27 protein-coding genes are annotated in these 24583 nt (G+C 62.5%); 9 read left to right on the top strand and 18 right to left on the bottom strand.

What is annotated here, in order from left to right; translation table 11 throughout:
- Window positions 1–39 precede the first annotated feature (39 nt).
- Both AC3WLT_RS33265 and AC3WLT_RS33260 read right to left on the bottom strand, forming a co-directional pair.
- Window positions 40–381 (bottom strand): hypothetical protein, encoded by a 342-nt coding sequence (locus tag AC3WLT_RS33265; protein ID WP_492595860.1) that lies wholly within the window; start codon window positions 379–381, stop codon window positions 40–42.
- Entirely contained in the window at window positions 378–665 is a 288-nt protein-coding gene (locus tag AC3WLT_RS33260; RefSeq protein ID WP_492595859.1) for a hypothetical protein, read from the bottom strand. Before AC3WLT_RS33260 ends, AC3WLT_RS33265 begins: the two co-directional genes overlap by 4 nt.
- Before the next feature lie 259 nt (window positions 666–924).
- Between AC3WLT_RS33260 and AC3WLT_RS33255 the strand changes: the two genes are divergently transcribed.
- The 3 genes from AC3WLT_RS33255 to AC3WLT_RS33245 all read left to right on the top strand — a co-directional run bounded on the left by AC3WLT_RS33255 (window position 925) and on the right by AC3WLT_RS33245 (window position 6125).
- A complete protein-coding gene (locus tag AC3WLT_RS33255) occupies window positions 925–1386 on the top strand; it encodes a response regulator (RefSeq protein WP_492595858.1) in 462 nt (153 codons plus the stop codon).
- A gap of 100 nt (window positions 1387–1486) precedes the next feature.
- Complete coding sequence (glgX, locus tag AC3WLT_RS33250) at window positions 1487–3700, top strand: glycogen debranching protein GlgX (RefSeq protein ID WP_492595857.1); 2214 nt, start codon at window positions 1487–1489, stop codon at window positions 3698–3700.
- Between the two features lie 259 nt (window positions 3701–3959).
- Window positions 3960–6125, top strand: coding sequence for a hybrid sensor histidine kinase/response regulator (locus AC3WLT_RS33245; RefSeq protein WP_492595856.1), 2166 nt, complete (start codon window positions 3960–3962; stop codon window positions 6123–6125).
- Window positions 6126–6209: 84 nt separating this feature from the next.
- Here AC3WLT_RS33245 and AC3WLT_RS33240 read toward each other — a convergent pair whose 3' ends face one another.
- The 5 genes from AC3WLT_RS33240 to AC3WLT_RS33220 form a co-directional block, all read right to left on the bottom strand.
- The gene (locus tag AC3WLT_RS33240; RefSeq protein WP_492595855.1) at window positions 6210–7229 is read right to left on the bottom strand and encodes a class I fructose-bisphosphate aldolase; all 1020 of its coding nucleotides are present in this window, start codon (window positions 7227–7229) and stop codon (window positions 6210–6212) included.
- 109 nt (window positions 7230–7338) lie between these two features.
- The gene (locus AC3WLT_RS33235) at window positions 7339–7758 is read right to left on the bottom strand and encodes a secondary thiamine-phosphate synthase enzyme YjbQ (RefSeq protein ID WP_492595854.1); all 420 of its coding nucleotides are present in this window, start codon (window positions 7756–7758) and stop codon (window positions 7339–7341) included.
- A 64-nt stretch (window positions 7759–7822) separates the two neighbouring features.
- Complete coding sequence (locus AC3WLT_RS33230; protein ID WP_492595853.1) at window positions 7823–8143, bottom strand: thioredoxin family protein; 321 nt, start codon at window positions 8141–8143, stop codon at window positions 7823–7825.
- Between the two features lie 69 nt (window positions 8144–8212).
- A complete protein-coding gene (locus AC3WLT_RS33225) occupies window positions 8213–8497 on the bottom strand; it encodes a hypothetical protein (RefSeq protein WP_492595852.1) in 285 nt (94 codons plus the stop codon).
- 56 nt (window positions 8498–8553) lie between these two features.
- Window positions 8554–8970, bottom strand: coding sequence for a MarR family winged helix-turn-helix transcriptional regulator (locus AC3WLT_RS33220; RefSeq protein ID WP_492595851.1), 417 nt, complete (start codon window positions 8968–8970; stop codon window positions 8554–8556).
- A gap of 187 nt (window positions 8971–9157) precedes the next feature.
- Between AC3WLT_RS33220 and AC3WLT_RS33215 the strand changes: the two genes are divergently transcribed.
- Together AC3WLT_RS33215 and AC3WLT_RS33210 are read left to right on the top strand one after the other, a co-directional pair.
- Window positions 9158–9454 (top strand): DUF2628 domain-containing protein, encoded by a 297-nt coding sequence (locus AC3WLT_RS33215; protein WP_492595850.1) that lies wholly within the window; start codon window positions 9158–9160, stop codon window positions 9452–9454.
- A 302-nt stretch (window positions 9455–9756) separates the two neighbouring features.
- The gene (locus AC3WLT_RS33210; protein ID WP_492595849.1) at window positions 9757–11079 is read left to right on the top strand and encodes a sugar efflux transporter; all 1323 of its coding nucleotides are present in this window, start codon (window positions 9757–9759) and stop codon (window positions 11077–11079) included.
- Window positions 11080–11140: 61 nt separating this feature from the next.
- Here AC3WLT_RS33210 and AC3WLT_RS33205 read toward each other — a convergent pair whose 3' ends face one another.
- Window positions 11141–11656: an ankyrin repeat domain-containing protein gene (locus tag AC3WLT_RS33205; RefSeq protein WP_492595848.1), complete on the bottom strand. Its 516-nt coding sequence runs from the start codon at window positions 11654–11656 to the stop codon at window positions 11141–11143.
- Between the two features lie 182 nt (window positions 11657–11838).
- On the opposite strand from AC3WLT_RS33205, the gene AC3WLT_RS33200 reads away from it, so the two are divergent.
- On the top strand, window positions 11839–12471 hold the full coding sequence (locus AC3WLT_RS33200; RefSeq protein ID WP_492595847.1) for a LysE family translocator: 633 nt from the start codon (window positions 11839–11841) through the stop codon (window positions 12469–12471).
- A gap of 88 nt (window positions 12472–12559) precedes the next feature.
- Here the strand turns inward: AC3WLT_RS33200 and AC3WLT_RS33195 are convergent, their stop codons facing one another.
- The gene (locus AC3WLT_RS33195; RefSeq protein ID WP_492595846.1) at window positions 12560–13087 is read right to left on the bottom strand and encodes a GNAT family N-acetyltransferase; all 528 of its coding nucleotides are present in this window, start codon (window positions 13085–13087) and stop codon (window positions 12560–12562) included.
- 6 nt (window positions 13088–13093) lie between these two features.
- On the bottom strand, window positions 13094–13666 hold the full coding sequence (locus AC3WLT_RS33190) for a helix-turn-helix domain-containing protein (protein ID WP_492595845.1): 573 nt from the start codon (window positions 13664–13666) through the stop codon (window positions 13094–13096).
- Between the two features lie 258 nt (window positions 13667–13924).
- Between AC3WLT_RS33190 and AC3WLT_RS33185 the strand changes: the two genes are divergently transcribed.
- A complete protein-coding gene (locus tag AC3WLT_RS33185) occupies window positions 13925–14629 on the top strand; it encodes a YceH family protein (protein ID WP_492595844.1) in 705 nt (234 codons plus the stop codon).
- Window positions 14630–14664: 35 nt separating this feature from the next.
- On the opposite strand, the gene AC3WLT_RS33180 is transcribed toward AC3WLT_RS33185, so the two are convergent.
- From AC3WLT_RS33180 to AC3WLT_RS33145, 8 genes are all read right to left on the bottom strand, one after another.
- A complete protein-coding gene (locus AC3WLT_RS33180) occupies window positions 14665–15495 on the bottom strand; it encodes a MipA/OmpV family protein (protein WP_492595843.1) in 831 nt (276 codons plus the stop codon).
- Complete coding sequence (locus tag AC3WLT_RS33175) at window positions 15492–16379, bottom strand: alpha/beta hydrolase (RefSeq protein ID WP_492595842.1); 888 nt, start codon at window positions 16377–16379, stop codon at window positions 15492–15494. The genes AC3WLT_RS33180 and AC3WLT_RS33175 overlap by 4 nt, the downstream gene beginning before the upstream one ends.
- A gap of 3 nt (window positions 16380–16382) precedes the next feature.
- Entirely contained in the window at window positions 16383–17153 is a 771-nt protein-coding gene (locus AC3WLT_RS33170) for a DUF4118 domain-containing protein (protein ID WP_492595841.1), read from the bottom strand.
- A 281-nt stretch (window positions 17154–17434) separates the two neighbouring features.
- Entirely contained in the window at window positions 17435–17953 is a 519-nt protein-coding gene (locus tag AC3WLT_RS33165) for an SLATT domain-containing protein (protein ID WP_492595840.1), read from the bottom strand.
- A gap of 87 nt (window positions 17954–18040) precedes the next feature.
- Window positions 18041–18937, bottom strand: a complete 897-nt coding sequence (locus AC3WLT_RS33160; RefSeq protein ID WP_492595839.1) for an ABC transporter permease — start codon at window positions 18935–18937, stop codon at window positions 18041–18043.
- Between the two features lies 1 nt (window position 18938).
- Window positions 18939–19853, bottom strand: coding sequence for an ABC transporter permease (locus AC3WLT_RS33155; RefSeq protein ID WP_492595838.1), 915 nt, complete (start codon window positions 19851–19853; stop codon window positions 18939–18941).
- A 142-nt stretch (window positions 19854–19995) separates the two neighbouring features.
- A complete protein-coding gene (locus tag AC3WLT_RS33150) occupies window positions 19996–21291 on the bottom strand; it encodes an ABC transporter substrate-binding protein (RefSeq protein ID WP_492595837.1) in 1296 nt (431 codons plus the stop codon).
- Window positions 21292–21407: 116 nt separating this feature from the next.
- The gene (locus AC3WLT_RS33145; RefSeq protein ID WP_492595836.1) at window positions 21408–22466 is read right to left on the bottom strand and encodes an ABC transporter ATP-binding protein; all 1059 of its coding nucleotides are present in this window, start codon (window positions 22464–22466) and stop codon (window positions 21408–21410) included.
- A gap of 348 nt (window positions 22467–22814) precedes the next feature.
- Between AC3WLT_RS33145 and AC3WLT_RS33140 the strand changes: the two genes are divergently transcribed.
- Together AC3WLT_RS33140 and AC3WLT_RS33135 are read left to right on the top strand one after the other, a co-directional pair.
- The gene (locus AC3WLT_RS33140; protein WP_492595835.1) at window positions 22815–23780 is read left to right on the top strand and encodes a polysaccharide deacetylase family protein; all 966 of its coding nucleotides are present in this window, start codon (window positions 22815–22817) and stop codon (window positions 23778–23780) included.
- Window positions 23777–24511, top strand: coding sequence for a GntR family transcriptional regulator (locus AC3WLT_RS33135; RefSeq protein WP_492595834.1), 735 nt, complete (start codon window positions 23777–23779; stop codon window positions 24509–24511). The genes AC3WLT_RS33140 and AC3WLT_RS33135 overlap by 4 nt, the downstream gene beginning before the upstream one ends.
- The last annotated feature ends 72 nt before the right edge of the window (window positions 24512–24583 follow it).

Here is a 24583-nt window from a genome sequence, read left to right as displayed (position 1 = left end):
TATCAGCGGCGCATGAGCGCACTAACACTCGTGTCGTGCTTAGTCGAACACAACCACCCTGGCTGGCGCATGCTCGGGTAAGCGCGGCGGCACGCGCGCGATGCCCCATGCCGTGAGCAGCGCATCGAATAACGGGCCGGCGGTGCCTTGGGAAGTAGCTGGTACCGGTCGGCCAGTCATCCGGTACTGGACCCGTTCGTTGGGTCTGGCACCAGGCCGCCGGATGCGTTCGATGACGCCATGCCGAACGCCGTACTGCACCGCATCGGATGCATCGCGCGAATTCATCACGCCTGCGGCAGCGAGTTCCGCAACGGTTGTTGGCTGCGGGTGCTGACGCAGATAGTCGATCAACCGTTCAGCGTTATCGCGGGTCTTCACTTGCTGCTACTCCGGTTCCGCGACGCCCCGCGATGCTGGCAGTGCTGCGCAGCCAGTTGCCGGATGCGCGGGTTAAAGTCATCAGGGCGCAGGCACTCGATCGGCGCGCGCTCGGGCCACACCTTGAGGATGTTGGCTGGCTGTTCTTTCACCGGCACCTGACCTAACGGGCGGGGATGGCGAACCGGCAGCGAAGTGGTGGCGCTGCTGCCTTTGCCGAGTGTTGTTTCCAGCAGCTGGGTCAGTTCCCTGCAGATCGGGTCAAGAACCCTTCTGCGCTGCACACCCCAAGGGCGACGTGCACGACGGACGTGCGTTCCATGACCCGCCGCGAGATCCAGTGCATACGTTGATGGATCGGCGCCCGCAATCCAGCGAGCAGCATGGCGCACTGTAAGCTATGGTTGAAAAGAAAAGCACCGCCCAGCAGCGTGTCGGCCGGAACTGAAACAAACGCCAGAAGAATCGTCGACCTTGACTGCGCGGCGGGAGCGAATCTTGCGCGCGTATTTCGAAGGTGCCCGCTAGCGGCACAAGGAGAGGATGGTGACGCCCAACGACGGAATGGACGAGAACGACGACGTCGTAGTCTGGCGGCCGATTCGATATGCAATGGCCTCGCACCGGCGCGTCCTGGTGGTGGACGATTATCGTGAAGCCGCCGAAGCGTTGCAGATGCTGCTGAACGCGGACGGCTTCGAGTGCCGCGCACTTGACGATCCTCTGGCCGTTTGTGAAATGGCCTGCGAATGGCAGCCGTTTGCAGTCGTGCTGGACATCAAGATGCCGGGCCTCGACGGCTTCGAACTGGCACGCCGCCTCAGGGCCAATCCATTGACCGCGCATATGTTGCTGGTGGCCTGCACCGCGTTTGCATCGCGTGAGGATCGGGCTCGCGCCAAAGCAGTGGGTTTTGATGCGCACTGCGCCAAGCCGCTGACACCGGAGCGTCTGTTGCGCGTGCTTGAATCGGCCGCTGCGTTGCGTGTGGCGGGGCCGCCGTAAAGCTGCATCGGGGTTTGAAAAAATGCGTCATCCTTGAACGCGAGCCCGCGCCGCGAAAAGTACGCGTGGGCTGATGTCGGCGGACTCCACAGGAACCACTATGTCATCCCAGATCAATTACTCGACGCGCATTTCGGAAGGCACATCCTTTCCGCTTGGTGCGACGTGGAACGGAAGCGGTGTCAATTTCGCACTGTTTACTGCGCATGCAACCAAGGTAGAACTCTGTCTGTTCGATGAAACGGGGCTGACGGAAATAGAACGCATCGAGCTGCCGGAGTACACGGACGAGGTCTGGCATGTGTTCGTGCCCAATCTGAAACCGGGCGCGGTTTACGGCTATCGCGTGCATGGTCCCTACGAACCCGAAAATGGCCATCGCTTCAACCCGAACAAGCTGCTGCTGGACCCCTATGCCAAAGCCCATATCGGCGATCTCCAGTGGGCGCCGGAAATCTTCGGCTATACGCTCGATTCGGAACAAGGCGATCTGTCATTCGACGAGCGCGACAGCGCCCCCTTCGTGCCGAAGTGCAAGGTGGTCGATGCGAATTTCTCGTGGACTCATCCGGAGCGCAATGCGTTGCCGTGGGAGCGCGTGATCTTCTACGAGACCCATGTGCGCGGGTTGACGAAGCGTCATCCCGGCGTGCCGGAAAATCTGCGCGGCACGTTCGCGGGGCTCGGGCAGCAAGTCGTGGTCGACTACATCAAAAGCCTCGGCGTCACGTCGGTCGAATTGCTGCCGGTTCAGACCTTCGTCAACGACAGCCATCTGCTAGAAAAGGGGCTCACGAACTACTGGGGCTACAACACGATCGGCTTCTTCGCGGCCGATCCGCGTTTCTTTGCGTCGTCGATCGATTCAGTCGGCGAATTCAAGGGAATGGTGGACAGCTTTCATAACGCCAACCTCGAAGTGATTCTCGACGTGGTCTACAACCACACCGCCGAAGGCAACGAGCGCGGCCCGACCATCTCCTTCAAAGGCATCGACAACGCGTCGTACTACCGGCTGATGCCCGACGAGCCGCGCTATTACATCAACGACACGGGCACCGGCAACACGCTGAACCTGTCGCATCCACGCGTGCTGCAAATGGTCACCGACAGCTTGCGCTACTGGGTGACGGAGATGAAAGTCGACGGCTTCCGTTTCGACCTCGCGACGATTCTCGGCCGCGAGCCGCACGGTTTCGACGAAGGCGGAGGCTTTCTCGACAGCTGCCGGCAAGACCCGGTGCTCTCGAGCGTGCGGCTGGTCGCGGAACCGTGGGACTGCGGCCCCGGCGGCTATCAGGTGGGCGGCTTTCCGCCGGGCTGGGCCGAATGGAACGACCGCTTTCGCGACACCGTGCGCGGATACTGGAAGGGCGACGAAGGCGCGGTCGGCGATCTCGCCAAACGCCTGACCGGTTCGGGCGACAAGTTCAATCATCGCGGCCGCCGTCCGTGGGCCAGCGTCAATTTCATCGCCGCGCACGACGGCTTCACGCTCAACGATCTGGTCTCGTACAACGACAAGCACAACGAGGCCAACGGCGAAGACAACAAAGATGGCCATTCGGACAACAAGACGTGGAACTTCGGCGTTGAAGGTCCAACGGATGACCCCGAGATCCGCCAGCAACGCGAGCGCCAGAAACGCAACCTGCTGGCCACGCTGCTGCTCTCGCAAGGCACGCCGATGATGCTCGCCGGCGACGAATTCGGCCGCACGCAGAACGGCAACAACAACGCGTATTGCCAGGACAACGAGATCAGCTGGGTCGATTGGGAGCGTATCGACGACGACGGCCGCGCATTGATCGAGTTCGTCAAGAATCTGACCACGCTGCGTCATCGTTTGCCGGTGTTGCGGCGCGGGCGCTTTCTCGCCGGCGAGTACAACGAAGCGCTGGATGTGACCGACGCGCGCTGGCTGTCGCCTGACGGCAGCGATCTTTCTCCTGAACAATGGGACGATCCGTCGATGCGCTGCTTTGGCCTGGTGATCGACGGGCGCGCGCAGGCGTCCGGCATTCGCCGGCCTGCGTCCGATGCCACTTTGCTGTTGGTGCTGAACGCGCATCACGACGTGGTCAACTTCACGCTGCCTGATATTCCGGAGGGCGAGCAGTGGACCTGTCTGCTCGACACCAACATGCCCGTGCGGGCGGAGTTGCCGGAGTTCCGTGCTGGTGATGCTTACCAGGTGACAGGACGTTCGTTGTTGCTGTTCGCGCTTGAAGCGCCGAGCCGGGCGACGCAGCGGGTGTTTGAAGGTTTGCAGGTGCAGCTCACCACCGATGAGAGTGTCACCTCCGGTCAGTGACGGCGGCTGGTCAGCAATTCGCATGCCCGAATTCGTCCGACGATACGCGCGACGATATGCACGACGACCCGCACGACGACCCGCACGACGACCCGCACATCATTTCCCTGCTCCGGCAGGCTAGGGAGAGCCACGGAAGTAAGGTACATTCCGACGGAATGGGCATTGGCGCACAGACGGCGCACGGACGCCGCGCGGAACATGCGAGACAATCCGCGAAACGCGGTGCAGCGCTCACCCCGACCTGTTGCCATTTTTCATGGAGATCGTGACCGTGCAGCGTGCGGAACGTGTCGCAGTCGATTTCCCGATGCCCTCGCGAAACTTCGCGGCGACGCGGCGCGTGCTGCTGATCGTGCTTGCCGTTTCGATTGTGTTTCCGCTGGCCTGCCTCGCGGGCTATGGCTATTTCGACTACCAGCGCCGCATCGCGGATTCGAACGACATGATCGACAGGCTCGCGCGCGTGGCTGAGGAACAGGCCGTCAAGGTGCTGGACCTCAATCAGCAGATGGCCTCGCGCATCGTCGAGCTATTGGGCGATGAGGACGACACGGGAATACGCGCGCATGAAGCCGCATTGCACGATCGCTTGCGCGAAATCGGCGGCGATTTCCCACAGGTCGCGTCGATCGCGGTGTTCGGCGCGGCCGGCGATCTGCTGGTGTCGAGCCGCGTCTATCCGGCGCCGGCGATGTCGGTTGCGCAGCGCGAGGACTTCACTGCGGCCAAAGCAATGCGTCCACACCCGTATTTTTCGCTGCCGATGTTCGGGCCGCTGTCGCGAACCGATGTGTTCAACACGGCGATTGGCCGCTCGGGTATCAACGGGCCATTCCTCGGTGTGGTGTCGGTCGCGCTACGTAATGAGTATTTCTCGCGCTTCTATCGTGATCTGACGAGTGGGGATGCGTCGCTGTCGCTAGGCTTATACCGCCAGGACGGCAATCTGCTGGTCCGCTATCCGGCATGGCCCGCGGGCGCCCAGCCAAAAGCGCAGAGCGCGTTCATCGCCGCATTGCGCGACCAACAGCTGTTCGGTCACATCCGCCTGACCTCGACGGTGGACGGCGTCGAACGCTTGCTGGCGTTTCGCCGCGTCGGCGACTATCCGCTCTACGTGATGAGCGCTTACGCAACCGCGTCGATCACCGGCGCGTGGCGCGGCCATTTCATGCTGATCGCGGCGATCACGGCCGTGCCGTGCCTCGCGATCTGGCTGCTGGTGTTTTTCTCGCTGCGTCGACTCGAAGGGGAGCGCCGCGCGTGGGAGCGCTGGCAGGGCGAAGTGGCGATGCGTCTTTCCGCCGAGGCATCGAGCCGGCAATTGCAGCGTATGGGCGCGCTCGGCAATCTGGTCGCCAACGTCGCGCACGATTTCAACAATCTGCTGATGGTAGTGTCGGCGAACACCGAGCTTGCGCGGCTGAAGCGCTTTAACAACCTCGAAAAAGAAGTGCTCGCGGTGGAGCGCGCAACCGCCACCGCTGAATCGCTGACGCGGCGTCTATTGAGCGTCGCGAAAAAGCAGCCGCTCAAACAGGAACCGCTCGACTTCGCCCAATGGCTGCCCGCAGTCGTGCCGCTGATCGACGCAGCGCTCGGCGACAACGTGGAAGTGGCGTTGAACATCGTCGACAACGTCTGGCCGGTGCTGGCCGATCCGACCGACCTCGAATTCGCACTCGTGAACCTTGCTGTCAACGCGCGCGATGCAATGCCGCGTGGCGGCCGTTTTGTGATCCGCTGCCAGAACAATCGGCTGGTGAGCAGCGATACGTTGCTGCCGGACGGCGAATACGTGCTGATTGCCTGCTCGGACGACGGCGAGGGCATGCCCGAAGCGGTTGCGCGGCGCGCGTTCGAACCGCTGTTCACCACCAAACTGCGCGGCTCGGGCAGCGGCCTCGGTCTCGCCCAGGTTCTCGCGATGTGCGAACAGGCGGCGGGCGCGGCCAGGATCGACAGCGTGCCGGGCAGCGGCACCACCGTCAGGCTTTATCTGCCGCGCTATCGCGAGCGTCATAAGGCGGCGCCCGGCGCCGAAGCGGCGTATCAGCCGGCGCCTTCGTCGCCCGGCATGGTTCTGCTGGTCGAAGACAACGAGGACGTGGCGGCGGGTGTGGCCGCGGTGCTGGAGACCTTCGGTTGCGAAGTGCGGCATGAACCCACCGCCGATCAGGCGTTCGACGTGCTGAGCGGCGGCGCGAAGTTCGAACTCGTGCTATCCGACATCCAGATGCCGGGCAAGCTCAGCGGTATCGACCTCGCGGAAAAAGTACGCAGCGCGTGGCCGGCGCAGAAGATCGCGCTGATGACCGGCTACGCCGACGAACTCGAACGGGCGCGCCGTCTTGGCGTGGCGATTCTCGCCAAGCCGTTCAATATCGACGAACTGCACGCGCTGGTTGCGTGCGAACCGTAAGCTTGCCGGCCGCCATGCACGGCGCGGCCGGGCCGCCACGACCTTATATGTCCCGGCATGGCGGACCATCGGTTGCCGCCCACGTTACTTCTTTTCCTGCGTCGTGTCGTACTGGCCGAGCGCTGCTGCGCCATTCAGGCGCGCACGCTTGAGCAAGGCCTTTTGCGCTTCTTCGACGTGGCTTGCCTCGCCTTTCCACGTTTGCAGCGGCGGTTCCTGCAACGCCCGTCCATATGAAAAGCTCAGATTCCACGGCAGCGGCCCGAGGCGATTCATCGCGTCGAGATTGGCCGTGGCTTCTTCCGGCGCTTGGCCGCCGGACAGGAACACGATGCCCGGCACGGCGGACGGCACCGTACGTTTGAGCACCCGTAAGGTTTGCGCCGCGATCTCCGCAGTGGTCGATTGCTGGGCATGATCCGCGCCGGCCAGCACCATGCTCGGCTTCAGCAGGATGTGTTCGAGCACGACACGATGCCGATGCAGCGCGTGAAAGACCTCGTGCAACACTGCCTCGGTCACTTCGGCGCTGCGCTCGATGGTGTGATCGCCGTCTATCAGCACTTCCGGTTCGACGATCGGCACGATGCCCGCTTCCTGGGAAATCGCCGCGTAACGCGCCAGCGAATCGGCATTCGCTTCGATCGCGAGCCGGCTCGGCAGACTTGCCGTGACGTTGTACACCGCGCGCCATTTGGCAAAGCGCGCGCCTTGCCGCTTGTAGTCGACGAAGCGTTTGGCGAGGCCGTCGAGGCCTTCGGTGATTTCGTCGCCGGGGGCGAGCGCAAGCGGGATCTTGCCGAGGTCTACCTTGATGCCCGGCACGATGCCGTTCCTGACGGCCAGCTGCGCAAACGGCGTACCGTCGTTCGCTTTCTGACCGAGCGTTTCTTCGTAGAGGATCACGCCGCTGATGAACTCGCCGAGACCGGGCGTGGTCAGCAGCAGATTGCGGTACGCACGGCGGTTTTCCTCGCTGGATTCGAGGCCGATCGTCCTGAAGCGTTTGGCGATGGTCGGGCCGCTTTCGTCGGCGGCGAGAAGGCCCTTGCCGGGTTGGACCATCGCATCGACGGTAGCCTGCAGTTCGCTATGGGTGCCCATGAGATGTTGCTCCCTTTAAGCCGGTTGACGGATAAAGCAGTGCAGCAAACGCATTTGCAGATATCTGCTGCCGGAGTCTGCTGTCTGCTTCGACAGCGCCGGCAGCAGATCATTCGCCGATCAGGTGCAGCACGATATCGCGCGGTTGCGTGCGACGGCGATGTTCGAACAGGTAAAGACCTTGCCACGTGCCGAGCACCATCTGGCCGTGCTCGACCGGCACCGACAATTGCACCTGCGTCAACGCCGTGCGAAGGTGGGCCGGCATATCGTCCGGTCCTTCGGCATTGTGTTCGTAACGCTCGGCGTCTTCGGGCGCAAGGCTCGCGAAGTAGCGTTCCAGATCTCGTTGCACGGCAGGATCGGCGTTTTCCTGGATCAATAGCGAAGCTGAAGTGTGACGGCAGAACAGCGTCAACAGGCCGGTGCCGATCGCCTGTTCGGCGACGAAGCGGCGCGCTTCGTCGGTGAACTCGACGAGTCCGCTGGTGCGGGCTTTGACGCTCAAGTGATGGATGGCTTGTCGCATGATGGGTTGTCGCTTACGCGTTGCGGCGGGGCACGCTGTGATCGCGCCCGGATCCGCGCGCGGATCAGAGAGACGTGAAGGCTTCGGCAATCTCGGTCGCGTTGGCGGGGCGCACTATGCGTGCGACTTCGGCTCCATCGCGCATGAAGATCAGCGTTGGCCAGAATTTGACCTTGAAGGAGCGGCCCAGCGGGCGGCCGGGTCCGTCTTCAATCTTTAGATGCCTAATGCCGGTGTGTGGTTCGAAGGCCTTGCTGATCGACGCCTGCGCGCCCTGGCAGTAGCCGCACCAGTCTGTGCCGAATTCCAATACCGTGGCGCCCGGGAGGGTGTCTACCTCGGCGCGCGAGGGGGCTTTCTGTGAGTAAGCTGTTTGCGTGGCCATCGTGACTCCCGATGTTGGTTGCCTCTTCAGGCGAGATATTGTTGATAATTGCGGATTTGGTAAGAAAAATCACCTGGTACATTGCGCAACAGCTTCAGCAAGGACATCTTCCCCAGCAGGATTCTGAAAAAACGCCTCGACACTCACGTGTTGCTCATCGGCGAGCGCTTGCATACAGCGCTCGTTATTGCTTCGCACGCTGCCGGGTGCACAAGCAATCGCGATACCCAGCAACACGCAAAGCGAAACACCTATCAAGAGACCAAAAATCCAATCGACCGATAGCCGCGAGCGGGCACTAAAGCGCCACAGACCCTTGCGGCCCGGGCACGGGGGAGTCGCCAGATCTTTCATTCCTTCCTCTCTTTTTATAGTTAGCAAGACAATCATTGGATTGAAAAAAACGCGCCTCAACCAAGCGCCTTCCGTACCCCGTGCATCGACGTCACGGCCGATTCGAACAATTCGGCCCCGATCTTCGCACGCAGATTCTTGGCGATTTGCGAGCTGGCCTCGTTAATTGGGCGTTCCAGCGCCTTGCCTGCACGCGTGGCGTACACGCACCACTCGCGGCCGTCCGTTTCGCCTTGACGGCGCTCCACCAGCCCCTTGTCGCTCAGGTTATCGATCAGCCGCGTCGCGGTAGGGCGCGCAATACCCAGCAAGTCGGCAACCTGGCTGCTCAGGCAGCCGGGCGTGGCCAACACGACGCGCAGCACAAAACCTTGCGGCGGCGTCAGCCCGAATTCCGCGTACACCGCACCCCATTCGCGCTCGACAAGCCGCGCCAGCGCGGATGAATTGAAGTAAAGGCAATGATCGAACATGGGCTCCATTGAAGCGCAATATGGTTAGCAAGGCAACTAATATTTTGCAGATACCCGGTACGGCGTCGTTCATGATCCGCACGCGTTCGATGAAAATGTAGGCAGACACACGTTCTTGCCAACCGGGCGTGTTAAACATCATCATTTGCCGCAAAGCAGCGGCGTGTCATCGCGTTCAGGAAAGGAAATGGGAGAACGAATCTATCTGCATTACCCGGGCAAGGACGAAACGGTCGCCGTCGCCACCGGCTTCAGCTGGGGCGCGCTCCTGCTCGGCTTCGTGTGGGCTTTGTCAAAGAGAATGTGGTTTGCCGCTTTCGTCATGCTGGCGGTCAATATCATGCTTTTCTTTGCGGGCCTGTGGGGCAGTGCGGGCGACCTGATCGGACTGGCGCTGTCGATCCTGTTCTGCATCGCTTGCGGCGTCTACGGCAATCAATGGCACCTGCGGACGCTCGAAAAGCGCGGTTACGTCGTTCTGTGACGATGTAGCGGCGAGGGCGGCAAAGCGGGAGCGAATCTTGCGAGGCATCCACCGCGCTAATGCACGTCCCGAAGCACGTCCGCCGAAGCACGCCCGCCGAAGCAATGCGCGCAACGGACGGCAAGCAGCGTTTTCCTCGTTGCGAGATCGTCAGCGACGGCACGCTACGCGAATTTGGGACGCGGGGTACACGGGTTTACGCGCAAGCGAGGTCGGCCGATAATGCTCCGTCGATCCGGCCATGCATTCCTTGGCGCCCATGGCGCCTGGCAGCGGCTCGCGTTCCCTGACCACCGCCACCCGTGCTGAAGACCTCACGTTTTTTCGATCTGCTGCGCATCCCTGGCTTCAAGCCGCTGGCCGCCGCCACCCTCATGCTCGGGGTGGCGATGTCGTTTACCGCTCCGTATCTGTCGCTGTTCGGCGTCGAACGCGCCGCCATGACGCCGTTCAGGCTCGGCGTATTCATGACGCTGATCGCCGCCAGCGGCGTGCTCGCCAGCACCTTGGCCGGCCGCTGGAGCGACGCGAGCGGACGGCACCGGCCCTTGCTGCTGGCGTCGCTGGTAGCCGCCGCGCTCGGCTATCTGTGTTTATGCGTAGTGCGTGATTACCGGCTGTTGCTGGCGGTCGGCATTGCCTTTATCGGCGCGGGCGGCTCGGCCATCTCGCTGGTGTTCTCGTTCAGCCGCGCGGCGCTGCCGGTGCCGGACCCGGCTGAGCGCGCGTTCGCCAGCGCGACCTTGCGGACCATTCTGTCTGCGGCATGGGTGTTCGGTCCGTCGGTGGGCGCGCTGGTGCTCGCGGCGAGCGGTTTCTACGGGCTCTTTCTGTTCGCCGCGGCAAGCTTTGCCGCCTGCGCGACGATCGTCTGGCGGATGCGGGAGCCGCAAGGCCATCTGGGCGATCACACGGTGGAGGACACGGCATCCGAGCCGTCGGCGTCGATCACGGTGCCGCCATTGACCGCCCCCGGCGAAGATGCGCACGAGGACCTGCCGGGTGTCGCTTCGCCGAGCGACATTCGCCGCGCGGTAGCCGCGCTCACGCTGCTTGGCCTCGCCGCCAACGCCACCATGATCGTGCTGCCGCTCTACATCGTGCATGGCCTGAACGGCACGCATCTGGACGTGTCGATCATGCTCGGCCTCGGCGCATTGACTGAAATCCCGATGATGCTCGCGCTCGGCGCGAAATCGTCGACGCTGCACAAACCGAACTGGCTGGCCGCATGCGCTGCGGTGCACGCGGTCTATTTCATCGCGATGTCGCTGGCCGGGCACGTCGACGTGCTGATCCCGATGCAGATGCTCAACGCCTTCGTGGTCGCGGTGACCTCGTGCCTCGGCATGACCTACGTGCAGGATCTGATGCCGGATTCGCCGGGCCGCGCAACCGCGCTGTTCTTCAACGCGGCGCGGCTCGGATCGATTCTGTCGGGCGTGTTGTCGGGTTTGCTGGTGCAGGCGTTCAGCTATCGCGGCACGTTCCTGTTCTGCGGTCTGCTGGCGCTCGGCGCGCTGGTGCTGTTCGCGGTGCCGGGCTACCGCTATCCGTTGATGTGGCGAACGGTACGGCGTTTTGTGCGGACGCAATATGGAAAGCTTCAGGTGCGGCGGCAGTAGCGCCAGGCCGTTGAAAAGAGGCGTATCGCCTTTTCGATGAGCAGTAATTCGGCCGCGGACGTTACTGTCGAGAGGATTGGGGAACTCGCCGGTGTCGATGTCGATTTGGAGTCATTCTGTTCAAATCACGCGCACCGGGATCTGCCCCGTGGGCAATCAGCAGATCGACAATCGCCGTGCGATTGAACATGGCAGCGACCATAAGAGCAGTGCGCCCATCCGGCGACGCACCCTCGACATCCGCGCCATGCACAAGCAATACCTGAATCACGGCGTCAAAGCCCTTAAACGCGGCGCCGGCAATGGGTGTCTGCCCATTATCATTGCGCAGGTTCGGATCGGCGCCATGCTCAAGCAGCGTCCGCACCGCATCCACGTGACCGTGATAACTCGCCAGCATCACGCGACTGTCGCCTTTGTCATTGCGCAAATTCGGCGGCACGCCTTTTTCGATCACCGCGGCGAGCATCGCGGCATCACCGCGTCGTGCAAGTTCGAAGACTTCGTGCGCGAGTTCGAGCAATGCCGGATCGATCTGCGGCTTGGAGGATGGGGAAGAATCAGCGTGGTCGGTCAATGGCATCTCCTTGCGATGACCCCGGTCGCCTCGGCGGCGCCGGGAACATCGGTGAGGATACACATTTTGCGCCGCTGACGCCTGCGCAGGGGCGCGCCCAAGGCCGAGTGTGAGCCGGGTGCCCGCGATATAGGCTATATTTGGCGGCACTGCCAGATTTCACTTTTCCAGAGGAGAACGCCGTGCCCGCTGTCACAACGCTGCTTGCCTTCGGCCTGGTTTCGCTCGGCATGGTGCTCACGCCTGGGCCGAACATGATCTATCTGATCTCGCGCTCCCTTTGCCAGGGGCGTCGCGCGGGGCTCATATCGCTCGGTGGCGTCGCGCTCGGTTTTGTGTTCTACATGTTCTGCGCCGCGTTCGGCATTACCGCGCTGCTGTTGACAGTGCCCTATGCGTATGACGCGTTGCGTTTCGGCGGCGCGCTCTACCTGCTGTATCTGGCGTGGCAGGCGGTCAAACCCGGCGGACGCTCGCCGTTCCAGGTGCGCGATCTGCCGCACGACAGCCGCCGCAAACTGTTCACGATGGGACTCGTGACCAACCTCGCGAATCCGAAGATCGCGGTGATGTACTTGTCGCTGCTGCCGCAATTCATCTCGCCGGGGCACGGCAGCGTGCTGGCGCAGTCGATCGTGCTCGGCTGCGTGCAGATCGTGGTGAGCGTTACCGTCAACGCGCTGATCGCCAGCATGGCGGGTTCGATTGCCGTGTTTCTCGGCGGCCGGCCGGTGTGGCTGCGGGTGCAACGCTGGCTGATGGGTACCGTGCTCGCGGGGTTGGCGGTGCGGATCGCGCTCGATTCGCGCCGTTGAACGCATAACGGCGGCAAGCGGAGAAGGCGGCGCGCAAGGTACTTTCAAATCTTCGAAAGCGGCCTGACAGCGAACCGCCGATGCTTTCTCAAAGCGCCTTGTACATGATCGTTGTCGAATCGAGCCGCTCTTCGATCGTATCGCGGCAGAAGCCCGGAATCACGCCGACCGTCCGGTAACCCAGCGATGCATACAGTGGCTCGGCCTTGTCGCCGGTGCGCGTGTCGAGCGTGAGCAGGCTGCGCTGCAACTGGCTTGCGCGGGCTTCAAGTTCGGTCATCAGCGCCTTGGCGATCCCCTGGCGGCGAAACTCGGGATGGACCAGCAGCTTGCGCACTTCGGCGCGGTGACGCTGGTTCGGCATCGTGTCGTAATCGAGTTGAACCGTCCCCGCGATGCGGCCTTTGCAGCGTGCCACCAGCAGCACGAGCGAACCGGCTTGCAGCGACGGCAGCACCTTGGCGTTCCAGAACGCCTCGCTTTCCTCGACCGTGCAAGGCAACACGAAACCGATGCTGGCGCCGTCATGAACGCAGGCGCGCAGCAGCGCGCCGAGTTCCTGGGTATGGCGAATCAGATCGTCGGCGGAGAAGCTCATCGGGGTGGTTGCAGTCATGCGGGCTCACACGATGAAAAGAATGTAGCGGGCGGCGCAATGTGCGGGCGTCACGAACGCGCTGGGACCGAACAGCTGGTAACGCAGACAGTCGCCGGGTTGAAGGTCGTGGCTTTGCCCGCCGACAGTGATCTGCAATTGTCCTTCGAGCAGGATCAGGTGATGTTCGAGGCCCGGTCTCGGCGACGCGTCGTAAGTGATGCGCACGCCGGCGTCAAGTTCGCACTCGAGCGCTTCGCCGCTCAGCGCCTGCGCCGGCGGCGACGCCGAGCGCCGCCGGAAGCCGACGCTGGGATCGCTCCAAACCGGCTGCGCGCTGCGCGGCACCAGCGGCGCAAAGTCTTCCTCGACCATATGCATCAGACGCGACATCGGCAGACCGTAGGCGACGCAGAGTTTGCCCAGCACGCTCGCGGTAGGGCTCACGGCGGCGTTTTCGAGGCGCGATAAGGTCGCGCGGCTGACGTTGCCAAGCTTCGCCAGATCGTCGAGCGACCAGTTGCGTTCGGCACGCAGCGCCCGCAAACGCTGGGCGATACGACGGTCGATGACGTTGTCGTCGGTGATTGAATTTTCCATATTCGAGAAATTATCTCGAATATGGAAAATCGTCAACGAAACAAAAATCCGGGCGGAAGCTCCGTCGGGAATGGGCTTTGTGCGGCGGCATGCGTCGTGCCGCGTAGCGCCGCGCGCGGCGTGTTGCTGCGGAGATTCATACACCGAGGGTGCCTGGGCCGTTTATCATAGGGCTCACAAACTAAAAACTCCGCCCGGCTGTGCGACGCTATGCACGCCGGTCCACGCGACCCGGCGGCGTCCGCCGTGACATCATCTATGAACTCCAATCCTGACGCTTTTTCCCGCCCGTCCATCCGTGCTCTGACGCAACTCGAAGGGCGCGTGCTCGGCGTGCTGGTCGAAAAACAGCACACTGTGCCGGACAGTTATCCGCTTTCGCTCAACGCGCTGACTTTGGGCTGCAACCAGAAAACCGGTCGCGCACCGGTGATGAGCGCCACTGAAGCGGAGGTGCTGACTGCCATTGACAGCTTGAAGCGTCTGAGCCTGGTTCTGGAGGGCAGCAGCAGCCGTGTGCCGCGGTTCGAGCACAACATGAATCGCGTGCTTGGGCTGCCGGGCCAGTCGGCTGCGTTGCTGACCACGCTGCTGTTGCGCGGCCCGCAGACCGCGGCCGAGTTACGGCTGAACAGCGCGCGTTTGCACGGTTTTGCGGACATCTCGTCGGTCGAGGCGTTTCTCGACGAACTCGCCGTTGGTGAACCACCTCGCGTGGTGAAACTGGCCCGCACGCCGGGCGAGCGTGAGAACCGCTGGATGCATCTGTTATGCGGGGAAGTCAGCGCGAGTGAAATCGCTCAAGCGGGAGGCGATGAGGATAGTGCGCCGTTGTCGGCGTTCGAGGCTGTTAAGGCCGAGCAGAAGAGGCTCGCTGATGAAGTGAGCCGGCTTCACGTGCTGGTTGCGCGTATGGCCGCGGAGCTCGGGATCGATCTCGGCGATATCGAAGGGCGGTCGTAACACCGCAGGCACAACAAAAACCCCGCCTGGCAGGGCTAAAACCGATAATTCACCGAGGCGAGCGTATCTAGCTCAAACCTCCGCTCGGTAATCGGACTATTAGCCGCGTTATGCTCCAGACGTCCAAACGTTGCCGACACCGACCCAACCCAGTGTCTGGAAATATCGTAAGTGACGACCGCATTCATATGAATGTCCCGCACACCGGCGCTGGTGTTGTATACCGGCAGCCCCGAAGCGGCGCTCTGCTGACTCGACACGCCAAAGAACGTCCGCGTATAGGTGCCATTCGCCCAGGTCAATCCGGGCCCCACCGAGAACAGCCATCCACCGACCGGCGCGGAAGCGACCACGTCCGTGCTCACCGTCGTGCCCTGATGATGTCCGGCGATATCCTGATAGAGCGCGACCGAACCCGTGAACGCCCACACCGTGTAATCGGCGAATAGCTTGAGCTTGGGGCCGCTGTGCACGTCGCCGAGACCGTGCAGACGCGGATCGTCGGATTCCTTGCGGGTCTGGAAATCGAAACTGAGCGCAGCGCCCAGGTGATACGCCGGCCCTCGCAACACGTTGATGCCGAGCACGTCGGGACCTTGCGAGAAAATCCGGTCGTCGTAGGAGATGTCGAGCGCAGGGAAGGGGAACACGCTCAACTGGCGCGAGCCCGGATACTTGGGCGTGACCATCACGCCGGGCCCGAGCGCGATCTTCCATTTGCTGTCGGCGCTCGCGTTCGCGTTCGCAGGCGCCTGCGTGTCCGCAGCCGGACTCTGATCGTCAGCGCGCGCTACGCTTGCCGCAAGGAGGCAAGCCGCCGCAAGCAGCAGCGGCGCGCGAGCCGGTTTGCCGAGCCTGAGCGTCATGCGCGCTCCTTGCCGAGCGCCGCGAGTTGCCGCAGGCGCCGCGCCAACGCCTTCGATACGACCTGCGGCCTCTCGCCGTCGCTATTGCTGTGGGCCACTTCACTTTCGCGCAGAAACAGCACGGTTTCGCGCGCGACGATCTCTCGCTCGTTGTCCGATGTGATCATGTGATACGAGTCATCCAGCCAGATGGTGCGTAAAAAAGCGGCGCCGATATTCCCGGCGACAAAACGGGCGTTGTGCGGGCTCGACGTTTCGTCGTCGATTGCGTGGACGATCAGGCAATCGGTCTTGATGTCGCGCACCAGCGTGCGCACGTTCGCGGCCAGCCGGCTCGCCTGGTGCAACGCCGGCAACGAAATGGTCGACGGGCCGACTTCGCTGAAGTCGCTGCGCTGCATGGCGCGCGCGATCTTCGCTCTGAGCGCTTCGTTGCGCAGACCGAACGGCGTCTCCTCGCGATAACGCCAGCGGTTGCGCAGCGGCGTGAAGTACGCCCAGTCGAGCAGAAAGCGATACCAGGGGATCGCCCAGCCGTCGTAGGACAGCGTCAGCGACAGCAGCACCACGGCTTGAGCTTGCGGGCGGCGGTGCGCGAGCGCGAGCGCCAGCGCCGCGCCAATCGAAAGGCCGCAGATCGACACGCGGGCAAAGCGCGCGGCCAGCGCGTCGTACTCGCGCACGGCGGCGTCGAGCCAGACTTCCATGGCCGCTTCGTCGAAACCTGCACTGTAGCCGACGAGAAGCGGCGCGCTGGTCGTGAAGCCTTCGGCGTTCAGATGGCGCGCGAGGAAACGCAATTCAAGCGGCGAGCTGGACAGGCCGTGCAGCATCAGCACCGCATGGTCGTCGCCGGGATAGAACAGGCTGGTCGGTCCACTCATGGCTCAGGTTCCGATCCGCAGCACGAGGAAGTCGCCCGCATGCGTGGTGAAGCGTTCGCACACGCACTCGGTCAGTTTCGACCGGCCGTCGCCGCTGCTCAGCCGGACGCGATGGCTGCCGGGCCACAATGCATTGCTGAGCCGCTGGATATCTTCGGGATGGACTTCGGCAAAGCGCGGGCCGGGTGCGATCTCGTTGGGCAGGCGCGGCAGCGTGCCTTGCGGTTTGATGTCGTCCGCCTGGTGCAGCGCGTTGCGCTCGAGTGCCTGGATGAGGATAAAGGTCTTGTGATGATGCGACAGATGCCGCAACAGCCGGTGTGTTTCGTCGACGGCGCGGCGCGCGAGCATGCGTTCGTTGTCATGACGCAGCAGCATTTCATAGCGCGATTGCGCGACCGATGCGATCAGCTCCGCGCGAAACTGCGCGCGCCGCAGGCGTTCGACCAGCACGATGACCAACAGCGTGACCAGCGGATAGGAGACGAGCAGGATCACGTCTTCGCGATCGAAGACGGCAATGGTCGCGTAGGGCGGAACGAACAGATAGTCGGCGACACCAAGACCGAGCAGCATCACTGTCAATGCCGGTGCGAGACCGAAATAATATTCGACCAGTGACGCCGCGATGCAGAACGCGGTGCCCGGCATGATCGGGCCGATGAGCGGGTGAAGCAGCAGGCGCACACCGCTGGCGATCGCCAATGCGGCGGCTGCGGCAAGCCAGGCTCGCTTTCCCCGTGGTGCCCAACGGCGGGCGTTTTGGACTTCCATAATATTTTTTAGGGAGCGATTACGCTTCCCGATAAAGCGTGGCAATGAGCTTTAGAGCGTCCGGCGGACAATACCATAATCGGGCGCGGGCGAAGGCCGTTGCAGGTGTAAATATTGCCCGGCGGGCTTGGCCTGCTGCGAATTCTGTACGGAAAAATATGCCGAATTGGGCTGGCGCAGCGTCGTACATTGTGCGGGGTGCGGCCTTAAATGAAGCTTAAGCGCCGTCTGGGACCCTGGACGCGTGCTAACGTCGAATCCACACTAACTTTGTGGTGCGTTCATTCACCGCGGCTTCTTTCGGCGTCGCCGGACAGGGTGCGTTGCGTGCGATAGAAAACCGCCGGCGGCACGTTCGGCGAATCTTCCGCCAGCCGGTCCAGTTCGTCGCGAATCGCGGTGAGATAGTGGCCGTCGCGCGCATCGGTGTCGCCCGCAAAGACCGCTTCCAGCCGGCGCCGCACCGCGCCGTACCTCGCTCCGGCGGCGCGATGCTTTTCCGCGCGCTCCGCAAATCGGAAGAAGGTTTGCAGCGCGGCGGAGACCGCGGCCGTCACGCTCACGAGACCCACGATGATCCTGAAAGCCGGAGAGACGGCCGCCGCATTCAAGGACGCAAACACCGCCGTGCCGACAAAGGCGGTCAGCGCGGTCACCAGCCAGCCGACGCGGCGGTCCCGCGCAGACAGCAGGTCGGCCATGTCGTAATGGCTCATCTGGGATTCGCGCACGCGCCGGATCCACTTCATCAAAAGCGCGTCTTCGTCGACCGGGGGTTCGTACGCAGTCAGGTTTTTCATGTGGCTGTGATCGTTGTCCAGTTCCGCAAGCGTAACGCTTGCGCTCGACGATACTGTGCCACATGCCGCGTTCGTGAAATCAAAAACTCAAGCAACCGTGCGCTTTCGCGCCAACCCCCTCACGGCAAGCAGGCACAAACCCATCACAGCAAATGACAAAACCGTGGTCATCGTCCCAAGCGCGTAAATCACGGGCGTAGTCACCGAAGTGGTAAGACCCTGCAGCTCGAGCGGCAAAGTATTCTGGTCACCGATCGCCTGCGAGGTACGAGCAATCTCATCCCATGAGAGCGTGAACCCGAACATGGCAACGCCGACAACCGAAGGGCCGATGATCGGCAGAACGACATGCCGGAAACTCTGCCACGGCGTGGCGCCCAAATCCCTCGAAGCTTCTTCGTAAGCCGGATTGAACCGGTTAAAAACAGCAAACATCACCAACAAACCAAAGGGCAAAGTCCAGGTGAGGTGCGCACCAAGCGCAGAGGTCAACAACCCCATCGAAGTCGTATAGCTGTCGGCAAGAGACTGATATCCCCATGCGGCAGCGAGGTACCTGATACCGTTGTCCAGCAACCGGAACGTCAATCCGATTCCAAGCGAAACGATAATGGAAGGCATGATCAGACTGGCAACCGACACATAAAACACCGCCGTATCGCCCCGAAAGCGCCTGCGAAAAGCCAACCCCGCTGCCACGGAAAACAGCACGGTAAGAACCGTCACCACCAAAGCGAGCCGCACGGATCGCCCAAACGCGGCCCAGATATCGACGTCGCCGACCCCGTCGCGCAGCACGGCAAACCAGTGCAGCGAAACGCCGCGCATCGGAAACGTCAGCCCGCCCTCGGGTCCCTGAAAGGACAGAATGAAAATCGTGATGACCGGGCCATACAAAAACAGCACGAACAAGCCGAACAGCAATGCGAGCCAGTAAAAACTCGCCGGCCGGTGCTCGCGGTGTTTGAGGCGATTGGCCTGCATATCAAAGCTCCTTGCGGATATCGACCACCCGCGTCAAACCCCACACGATCATCAGCACAACGGCCAGAAGAATGATCGCGTTAGCCGCCGCGGCGGGAAATTGCAGGTAGCTGGTCTGAACCTGAATGATCTTGCCGACCGATGCAATCTGCTGGCCGCCCATCACGCCAACGGTCAGGAAGTCGCCCATGACGATCGTGATCACGAAGATCGAACCGATCACAATACCGGTCTTCGAGAGCGGCAACACCACGTTGCGAATGACCTGCCAGCCGCTCGCGCCGGCATCGCGCGCCGCTTCGAGCAAGGAGCGGTCGATGCGCATCATCGCGTTGAAAATCGGCACGATCATGAAAAACGTGTAGAGGTGCACGAACGCCAGCACCACCGAAAAATTCGAATACAGCAGCCATTCGAGCGGCTGGTCGATCAGATGCGCGCCCAGCAGCGCCTGGTTGACGAGTCCATTGCGGCCGAGCAGCGGCATCCACGAGATCATCCGGATCACGTTCGAGGTCCAGAACGGAATCGTGCAGACAAGGAACAGCACCGTCTGCATGCTCGTCGTGCGCACGTGGAACGACAGGAAGTACGCGATCGAAAACCCCAGCACGAACGTGACGGCCCACACGATCGCGCAGAACTTGAGCGTGGACCAATATGTCTTGAAGGTCACGCAGACATCCGTCATGGACGAGCAGCCGTTGAAAATCGCCGCGTAGTTCTTCAGCGTGAAGGCTGGAATGATCTGGTATTCGTTGAAGTCCCAGAAGCTGACGATCAGCGTGATGACGAGCGGCACGATGAAGAACAGCGCGAACGTCAGCGTGAGCGGGGTGGCCTGCAACCATGCCGGTGCGCGCCGGTGCCTGGCGGGTTCGTCCTGCGCGTGGGAGGGGAGTTCGATCGTTGCCATGGGCGGTGTCTGGGGAATGACTGCGGAATGACTGCGGCGGAATTACTGCGGTGGAATGACTGCGGTGGAATGACTGCGCTGCCGGAAATGCAGCGGCTGCCGGCGTGCGATGCGCCGGCAGCGTGTCAAACAGCTGCGTCAATCAGGCCGCGATGAACTCGTTCCACTTCTGGATCATATAGATGTTCTCGTCCATCACCGCATTCCAGCAGGCAATCGCGCCCATGCGCTGGTTGTACGAGCCGCCGTCGCGCACGGTGCCGGCCTTTTCGAGCAACTGGCCGTCCGGCGCCTTGATGTCCTGGGTGGCGGGTTTGCCCTCGATCCAGTAGTCCCACTCGTAAGCTTGCATGTGGGTTTTCGCGGTTTCGAGCACGCCCGAGTAGTAGCCCTGGCGCATCAGGTAGGCGCCGGCCCAGCCGTTCTGGAACCAGTTGACGAACTCATACGCGGCATCGAGCTTCTTGCCTTGCAGCGAGCGCGGAAAGCCGAAGCCCGATGCCCACGAGCGATAGCCTTCCTTGAGCGGCTGGAACGTGCAGGCGACACCCATCGTGCGCACCTTGGTCACTGCCGGCGACCACATCGACTGGATCACCACTTCGCCGGAGGCCATCAGGTTCACGCTTTCGTTGAAGTCCTTCCAGAACGCGCGGAACTGCCCGGCGCGTTTGGCTTCGATCAGAATCTTGATGGTCTGGTCGATCTCGGCCTTCGTCATATTGCCTTTGTCGCCGTACTTGACGTGACCCATCGCCTCGATCGCCATCGCCGAATCCATGATGCCGATCGCGGGAATGTTGAGCAGCGCCGCCTTGCCCTTGAACTGCGGATTGAGCAGCTCGGCCCAACTGTTGATCGGGCGCTTGATCAGGTCGGGGCGAATGCCGAGCGTATCGGCGTTATAGGTGGTGGGAATCAGCGTCATCCATTCGGTGGGCGTCGCCGAAAATTCGGTGGAGCGGGGGCCGGTCAGGAACATCACCTTTTTCGGCGCGGTGCCCTGGTCGCCGATCTTCTTGCCGTTCACTTCGCCGCGCGTGAGCACCGGGGTGATCTTGTCCGCGAGTTTGATCCGCTTCGCGTCGAGGCCCGCGAGCGTGCCGGCCGGAATCAGCTTCTTGAGCGCAAAATATTCGGTGTCGACAATGTCGAACGAGTTCGGCTGCGTGATGATGCGCTTGGCGACGTCGTCGGTGGTCACCGGCACGTATTGAATCTCGATGCCGGTGTCTTCCTTGAATTTCTTCGCGATGTCGGCGCTCTGGTTGACCGCCGTGCCGAGATAGCGCAACGTGATCTTCTCCTGCGCGTGCACGTACGGAAAACCGGCAATACCGGCCGCCGCCACCGCGCCCTTGATGAACGTGCGGCGCGACAGGCCTTTTTCCGTTAGGTCGGATGCGGCCGCTGCCGGGCTCTCGTTCGCTTCACTCATTGCTTTCTCCTCAGTTGGCGCTCAGTTGAAATTCAGTTCGCGCCCGGTTGACGTTCCAGATCAGTCGCTCTCTTCACGGCCGCACACGGCCGCATAACGCAATGCCGCGCAAACGCTCAGGCCGCCAGCGGGTGGGCGTCCTGTTCGTTCCACCAGACCACCACGCGCGCCTCGGGACCGAGCCTTGCCGGATCGTATTCGCCGTCGCTCACGAGCGAGATCAGTTCAGGCGAGCCGTCGAGCGGGTCGAGTGTCATGCGCAAATGGGTGCCCTGGTATTCGGCTTCGCGCACCGTGCAGGGCACACCGCCGATTCGCGCGAGACCGCTTTCGCCGCCCGCGGTCTGGACCGGCGTCACACCGTGCGGCACCACGCGCAGATGGTCGGCGCGCACGGTAAACAAGCGGCCGTTCGTGTCGAATACGTTGTGTCCGCCAAGAAAACGCGCGACGAACTCGGTGCGCGGGCGGTTGAAGACTTCATGCGGCGACCCGCTTTGTTCGATGCGGCCATGGCTCATCACGACCACCAGGTCGGCAAGCGCCATCGCTTCTTCCTGCGAGTGAGTGACGTGCACGAAGGTGATGCCGAGTTCCTTCTGCCAGCGCTTGAGTTCGGCGCGCATCTGAACGCGCAGGAAGGGATCGAGCGCGGACAGCGGTTCATCGAGCAACAGGCAGCCGGGCTGATTCAGCAACGCACGCGCGAGCGCCACGCGCTGCTGCTGGCCGCCGGAGAGCTGCGCCGGTTTGCGTTCGGCATACGCCGACATCGCGACGAGTTCCAGCAGTTCGCCCGCGCGTTTGCGGCGAACGTCCTTTGCGACGCCACGCATCTTCAGGCTGAACGCCACGTTATCGAGCGCGCTCAGATGCGGGAACAGCGCATAGTTCTGAAACACCATCGCGGTGCCGCGGGCGGCGGGTTCTTCGCGCGTGACGTTGCGGCCCGCGATCAGAATGTCGCCTTCGGTGACGGATTCATGCCCCGCGATCATGCGCAAGGTCGACGTCTTGCCGCATCCGGATGGCCCGAGCAGGCAGCAGTACCGGCCGCCCGCGATACGCAGATCGATAGCGTCGACCGCGAGTGCGTCGCCGTATTGCTTCGAGACGTGCACCAGTTCGATATCGGCGGCTTTGGTTTCGAGCACCGCTGAAGCAGGCTGAATCATGAAGGGGATGTCCTCGTGAACGGCGAAGGCTGGGCGCAGGCGTGGCACAAGCGTGATACAAGCGTGATACAAACGTGACGCAAGCGCCGTCTGCGCGAAACCATGCAAATGCAAGACATGTGCCATCCGTTGCGTCGTCACGCTTGTCGATTGCAAACGTGCTGCGGTGCTTAACGTCTACAAGTTGGCTCACATATTGCAAACGATCTGATGTATCGATCGTCGGCGATCAAATGGATTTATTTGCGCGATCGCGGTGCGTCTTCGATCCGTCACGGGGCATGATCCGGCCAACCCGGTTCATCCGGCGCGTTCCCGTCGCTTATCGTCACCCATGGCTTTCTTCAAATGAAAGAATCACGGAACATGCCAGCAGCGGAGAACCGCGCTCGCCAATTGCTCGCCACGCATGGCCGTTTTGCCTATCGGCCGATCACGGACAGCGATGGGTTCCGCTGGCCCGGCGACACGGGACTCGCCGTCTATCTGGGCTTTAACATCGAGCACTTTGCTTTCGGCGAAGGACTCGGCGCCGCGCTCGGGCCAATCTCGCCGCAACCGGACGTGCTGAATCACAGCTGGCGCGAGTATGGCAACCGGGTGGGGGCGTGGCGCTGCATCGAACTGTTCGATCAGCTCGACTTGCCGGCCGGCACGCTCATCAACACAGCGCTCTACGATCATTGCCCGGAGCTGGTTGCGGCTTGCGTTGCGCGCGGCGATGAACTGATCGGTCACGGCCATACGAATGCGCACCGGCAGAGCGATCTCGACGAAAGCGGTGAACGTGCGCTGCTTCTGCATTGCCGCGAGCGCATCGCCGAAGAAGCCGGCACGCCGCCGGACGGCTGGCTCTCGCCGTGGATCTCGGAGTCACATCTCACGCCCGATCTGCTGGCCGAGACCGGCTATCGCTACACGCTGAACTGGTGCCACGACGACCGTCCCGTGCGGATGGCCACGCGCGGCGCGCCGTTGTGGTCGATTCCGTACCCGCAGGAGCTCAACGATTTGCCGATGATGGTGGCGCGTCATATGGACGGACGCGCGTTCGCCGACATGATCGTCGATCAGTTCGACGAGATGCTCGAGCAGGCCAATCGTGGAACGAAGCCGCAGGCGCTCGTGATGGGCATCGCGCTGCATCCGTATCTGGTCGGGCAGCCGTACCGGCTGCGCCATCTGCGCCGCGCGCTTGCGCATATCGCCGCGGCGCGAGCGAAGGGCGATGTATGGATCACGACGCCGGGCGCAATCGCGCGTCATATGGACGAACTGGAACGGGAAGGCGCGCTGCGCCCGGCACTCGCATGAGCGCGAAAGCCGGCGTGGCCACCGCAAAGATGGCGCGCAAGGAGGACGCGGACGTCGACGCACGTATCTATCAGTCGATCTTCGACGGCGTCCTGAACCACCGCCTGACGCCCGGCACGAAGCTGCCGGAGCCCGAGTTGTGCCAGCTGTTCGGCGTGGGCCGCGCCGTCGTGCGGCGGGTGCTGGAAAAGCTCGCCTACGACGGCATTGTCGTGCTGCGGCCCAACAAGGGCGCGGTGATCGCCGCGCCGACGCCGGAGGAAACGCGCGAGATTTTCGAGGCGCGGCGCTCCGTCGAACGCATGCTGGTCGAGTTGGCCGTGCAGCGCGCGAGCAGCAAGGACATCGAGTTGTTGCGTCAACAACTGGCCGATGAGCACGAGGCGATGCATCGCTTCGATCAGCCGTCGTGGGCCACGCTCGCCAGCGGTTTCCACATGCGCATCGCCGTGCTGGCGGGCAATTCGATCCTGCAAAACTATCTGAAGGAACTGGTGTCGCGCTGCTCGCTGATCGTCGGCGTATATGAGCCGCCGGGCCACGCGCCGTGTGAACACGCGGAACACGCGGCAATCGTCGATTGCATCGAGGCACGCGATGCAGCCGGCGCGATGGCGCATATGGAAGCGCATCTGCGCGACCTGGAAGAGCGCATCGAAACGTCGCGGATGCGGGGCGAGAAAAGTCTCGGCCAGTTGCTCGGCATCACTGAATACGCTACCCAGACCTAGCAGGCTGTTGAATTTGGGTCCCGTGTAAACGGGGTTTGAGGGACGGGCGTTATGGATATCGTGTTCATGATC

The organism is Paraburkholderia sp. FW306-2-2C-D06C (assembly GCF_058781505.1).
Note: the sequence above shows the minus strand (reverse complement) of the source record. Positions and strands in the feature narration are given on the sequence as shown.

Bases quoted from the DNA above. Each gene is read 5' to 3' on its own strand.
- AC3WLT_RS33255 (WP_492595858.1), top strand. From the start codon at position 925: ATGGTGACGCCCAACGACGGAATGGACGAGAACGACGACGTCGTAGTC.
- glgX (WP_492595857.1), top strand. From the start codon at position 1,487: ATGTCATCCCAGATCAATTACTCGACGCGCATTTCGGAAGGCACATCC.
- AC3WLT_RS33245 (WP_492595856.1), top strand. From the start codon at position 3,960: ATGGAGATCGTGACCGTGCAGCGTGCGGAACGTGTCGCAGTCGATTTC.
- AC3WLT_RS33240 (WP_492595855.1), bottom strand. From the start codon at position 7,229: ATGGGCACCCATAGCGAACTGCAGGCTACCGTCGATGCGATGGTCCAA.
- AC3WLT_RS33235 (WP_492595854.1), bottom strand. From the start codon at position 7,758: ATGCGACAAGCCATCCATCACTTGAGCGTCAAAGCCCGCACCAGCGGA.
- AC3WLT_RS33230 (WP_492595853.1), bottom strand. From the start codon at position 8,143: ATGGCCACGCAAACAGCTTACTCACAGAAAGCCCCCTCGCGCGCCGAG.
- AC3WLT_RS33225 (WP_492595852.1), bottom strand. From the start codon at position 8,497: ATGAAAGATCTGGCGACTCCCCCGTGCCCGGGCCGCAAGGGTCTGTGG.
- AC3WLT_RS33220 (WP_492595851.1), bottom strand. From the start codon at position 8,970: ATGTTCGATCATTGCCTTTACTTCAATTCATCCGCGCTGGCGCGGCTT.
- AC3WLT_RS33215 (WP_492595850.1), top strand. From the start codon at position 9,158: ATGGGAGAACGAATCTATCTGCATTACCCGGGCAAGGACGAAACGGTC.
- AC3WLT_RS33195 (WP_492595846.1), bottom strand. From the start codon at position 13,087: ATGACTGCAACCACCCCGATGAGCTTCTCCGCCGACGATCTGATTCGC.
- AC3WLT_RS33190 (WP_492595845.1), bottom strand. From the start codon at position 13,666: ATGGAAAATTCAATCACCGACGACAACGTCATCGACCGTCGTATCGCC.
- AC3WLT_RS33185 (WP_492595844.1), top strand. From the start codon at position 13,925: ATGAACTCCAATCCTGACGCTTTTTCCCGCCCGTCCATCCGTGCTCTG.
- AC3WLT_RS33180 (WP_492595843.1), bottom strand. From the start codon at position 15,495: ATGACGCTCAGGCTCGGCAAACCGGCTCGCGCGCCGCTGCTGCTTGCG.
- AC3WLT_RS33175 (WP_492595842.1), bottom strand. From the start codon at position 16,379: ATGAGTGGACCGACCAGCCTGTTCTATCCCGGCGACGACCATGCGGTG.
- AC3WLT_RS33170 (WP_492595841.1), bottom strand. From the start codon at position 17,153: ATGGAAGTCCAAAACGCCCGCCGTTGGGCACCACGGGGAAAGCGAGCC.
- AC3WLT_RS33165 (WP_492595840.1), bottom strand. From the start codon at position 17,953: ATGAAAAACCTGACTGCGTACGAACCCCCGGTCGACGAAGACGCGCTT.
- AC3WLT_RS33160 (WP_492595839.1), bottom strand. From the start codon at position 18,937: ATGCAGGCCAATCGCCTCAAACACCGCGAGCACCGGCCGGCGAGTTTT.
- AC3WLT_RS33155 (WP_492595838.1), bottom strand. From the start codon at position 19,853: ATGGCAACGATCGAACTCCCCTCCCACGCGCAGGACGAACCCGCCAGG.
- AC3WLT_RS33150 (WP_492595837.1), bottom strand. From the start codon at position 21,291: ATGAGTGAAGCGAACGAGAGCCCGGCAGCGGCCGCATCCGACCTAACG.
- AC3WLT_RS33145 (WP_492595836.1), bottom strand. From the start codon at position 22,466: ATGATTCAGCCTGCTTCAGCGGTGCTCGAAACCAAAGCCGCCGATATC.
- AC3WLT_RS33140 (WP_492595835.1), top strand. From the start codon at position 22,815: ATGAAAGAATCACGGAACATGCCAGCAGCGGAGAACCGCGCTCGCCAA.
- AC3WLT_RS33135 (WP_492595834.1), top strand. From the start codon at position 23,777: ATGAGCGCGAAAGCCGGCGTGGCCACCGCAAAGATGGCGCGCAAGGAG.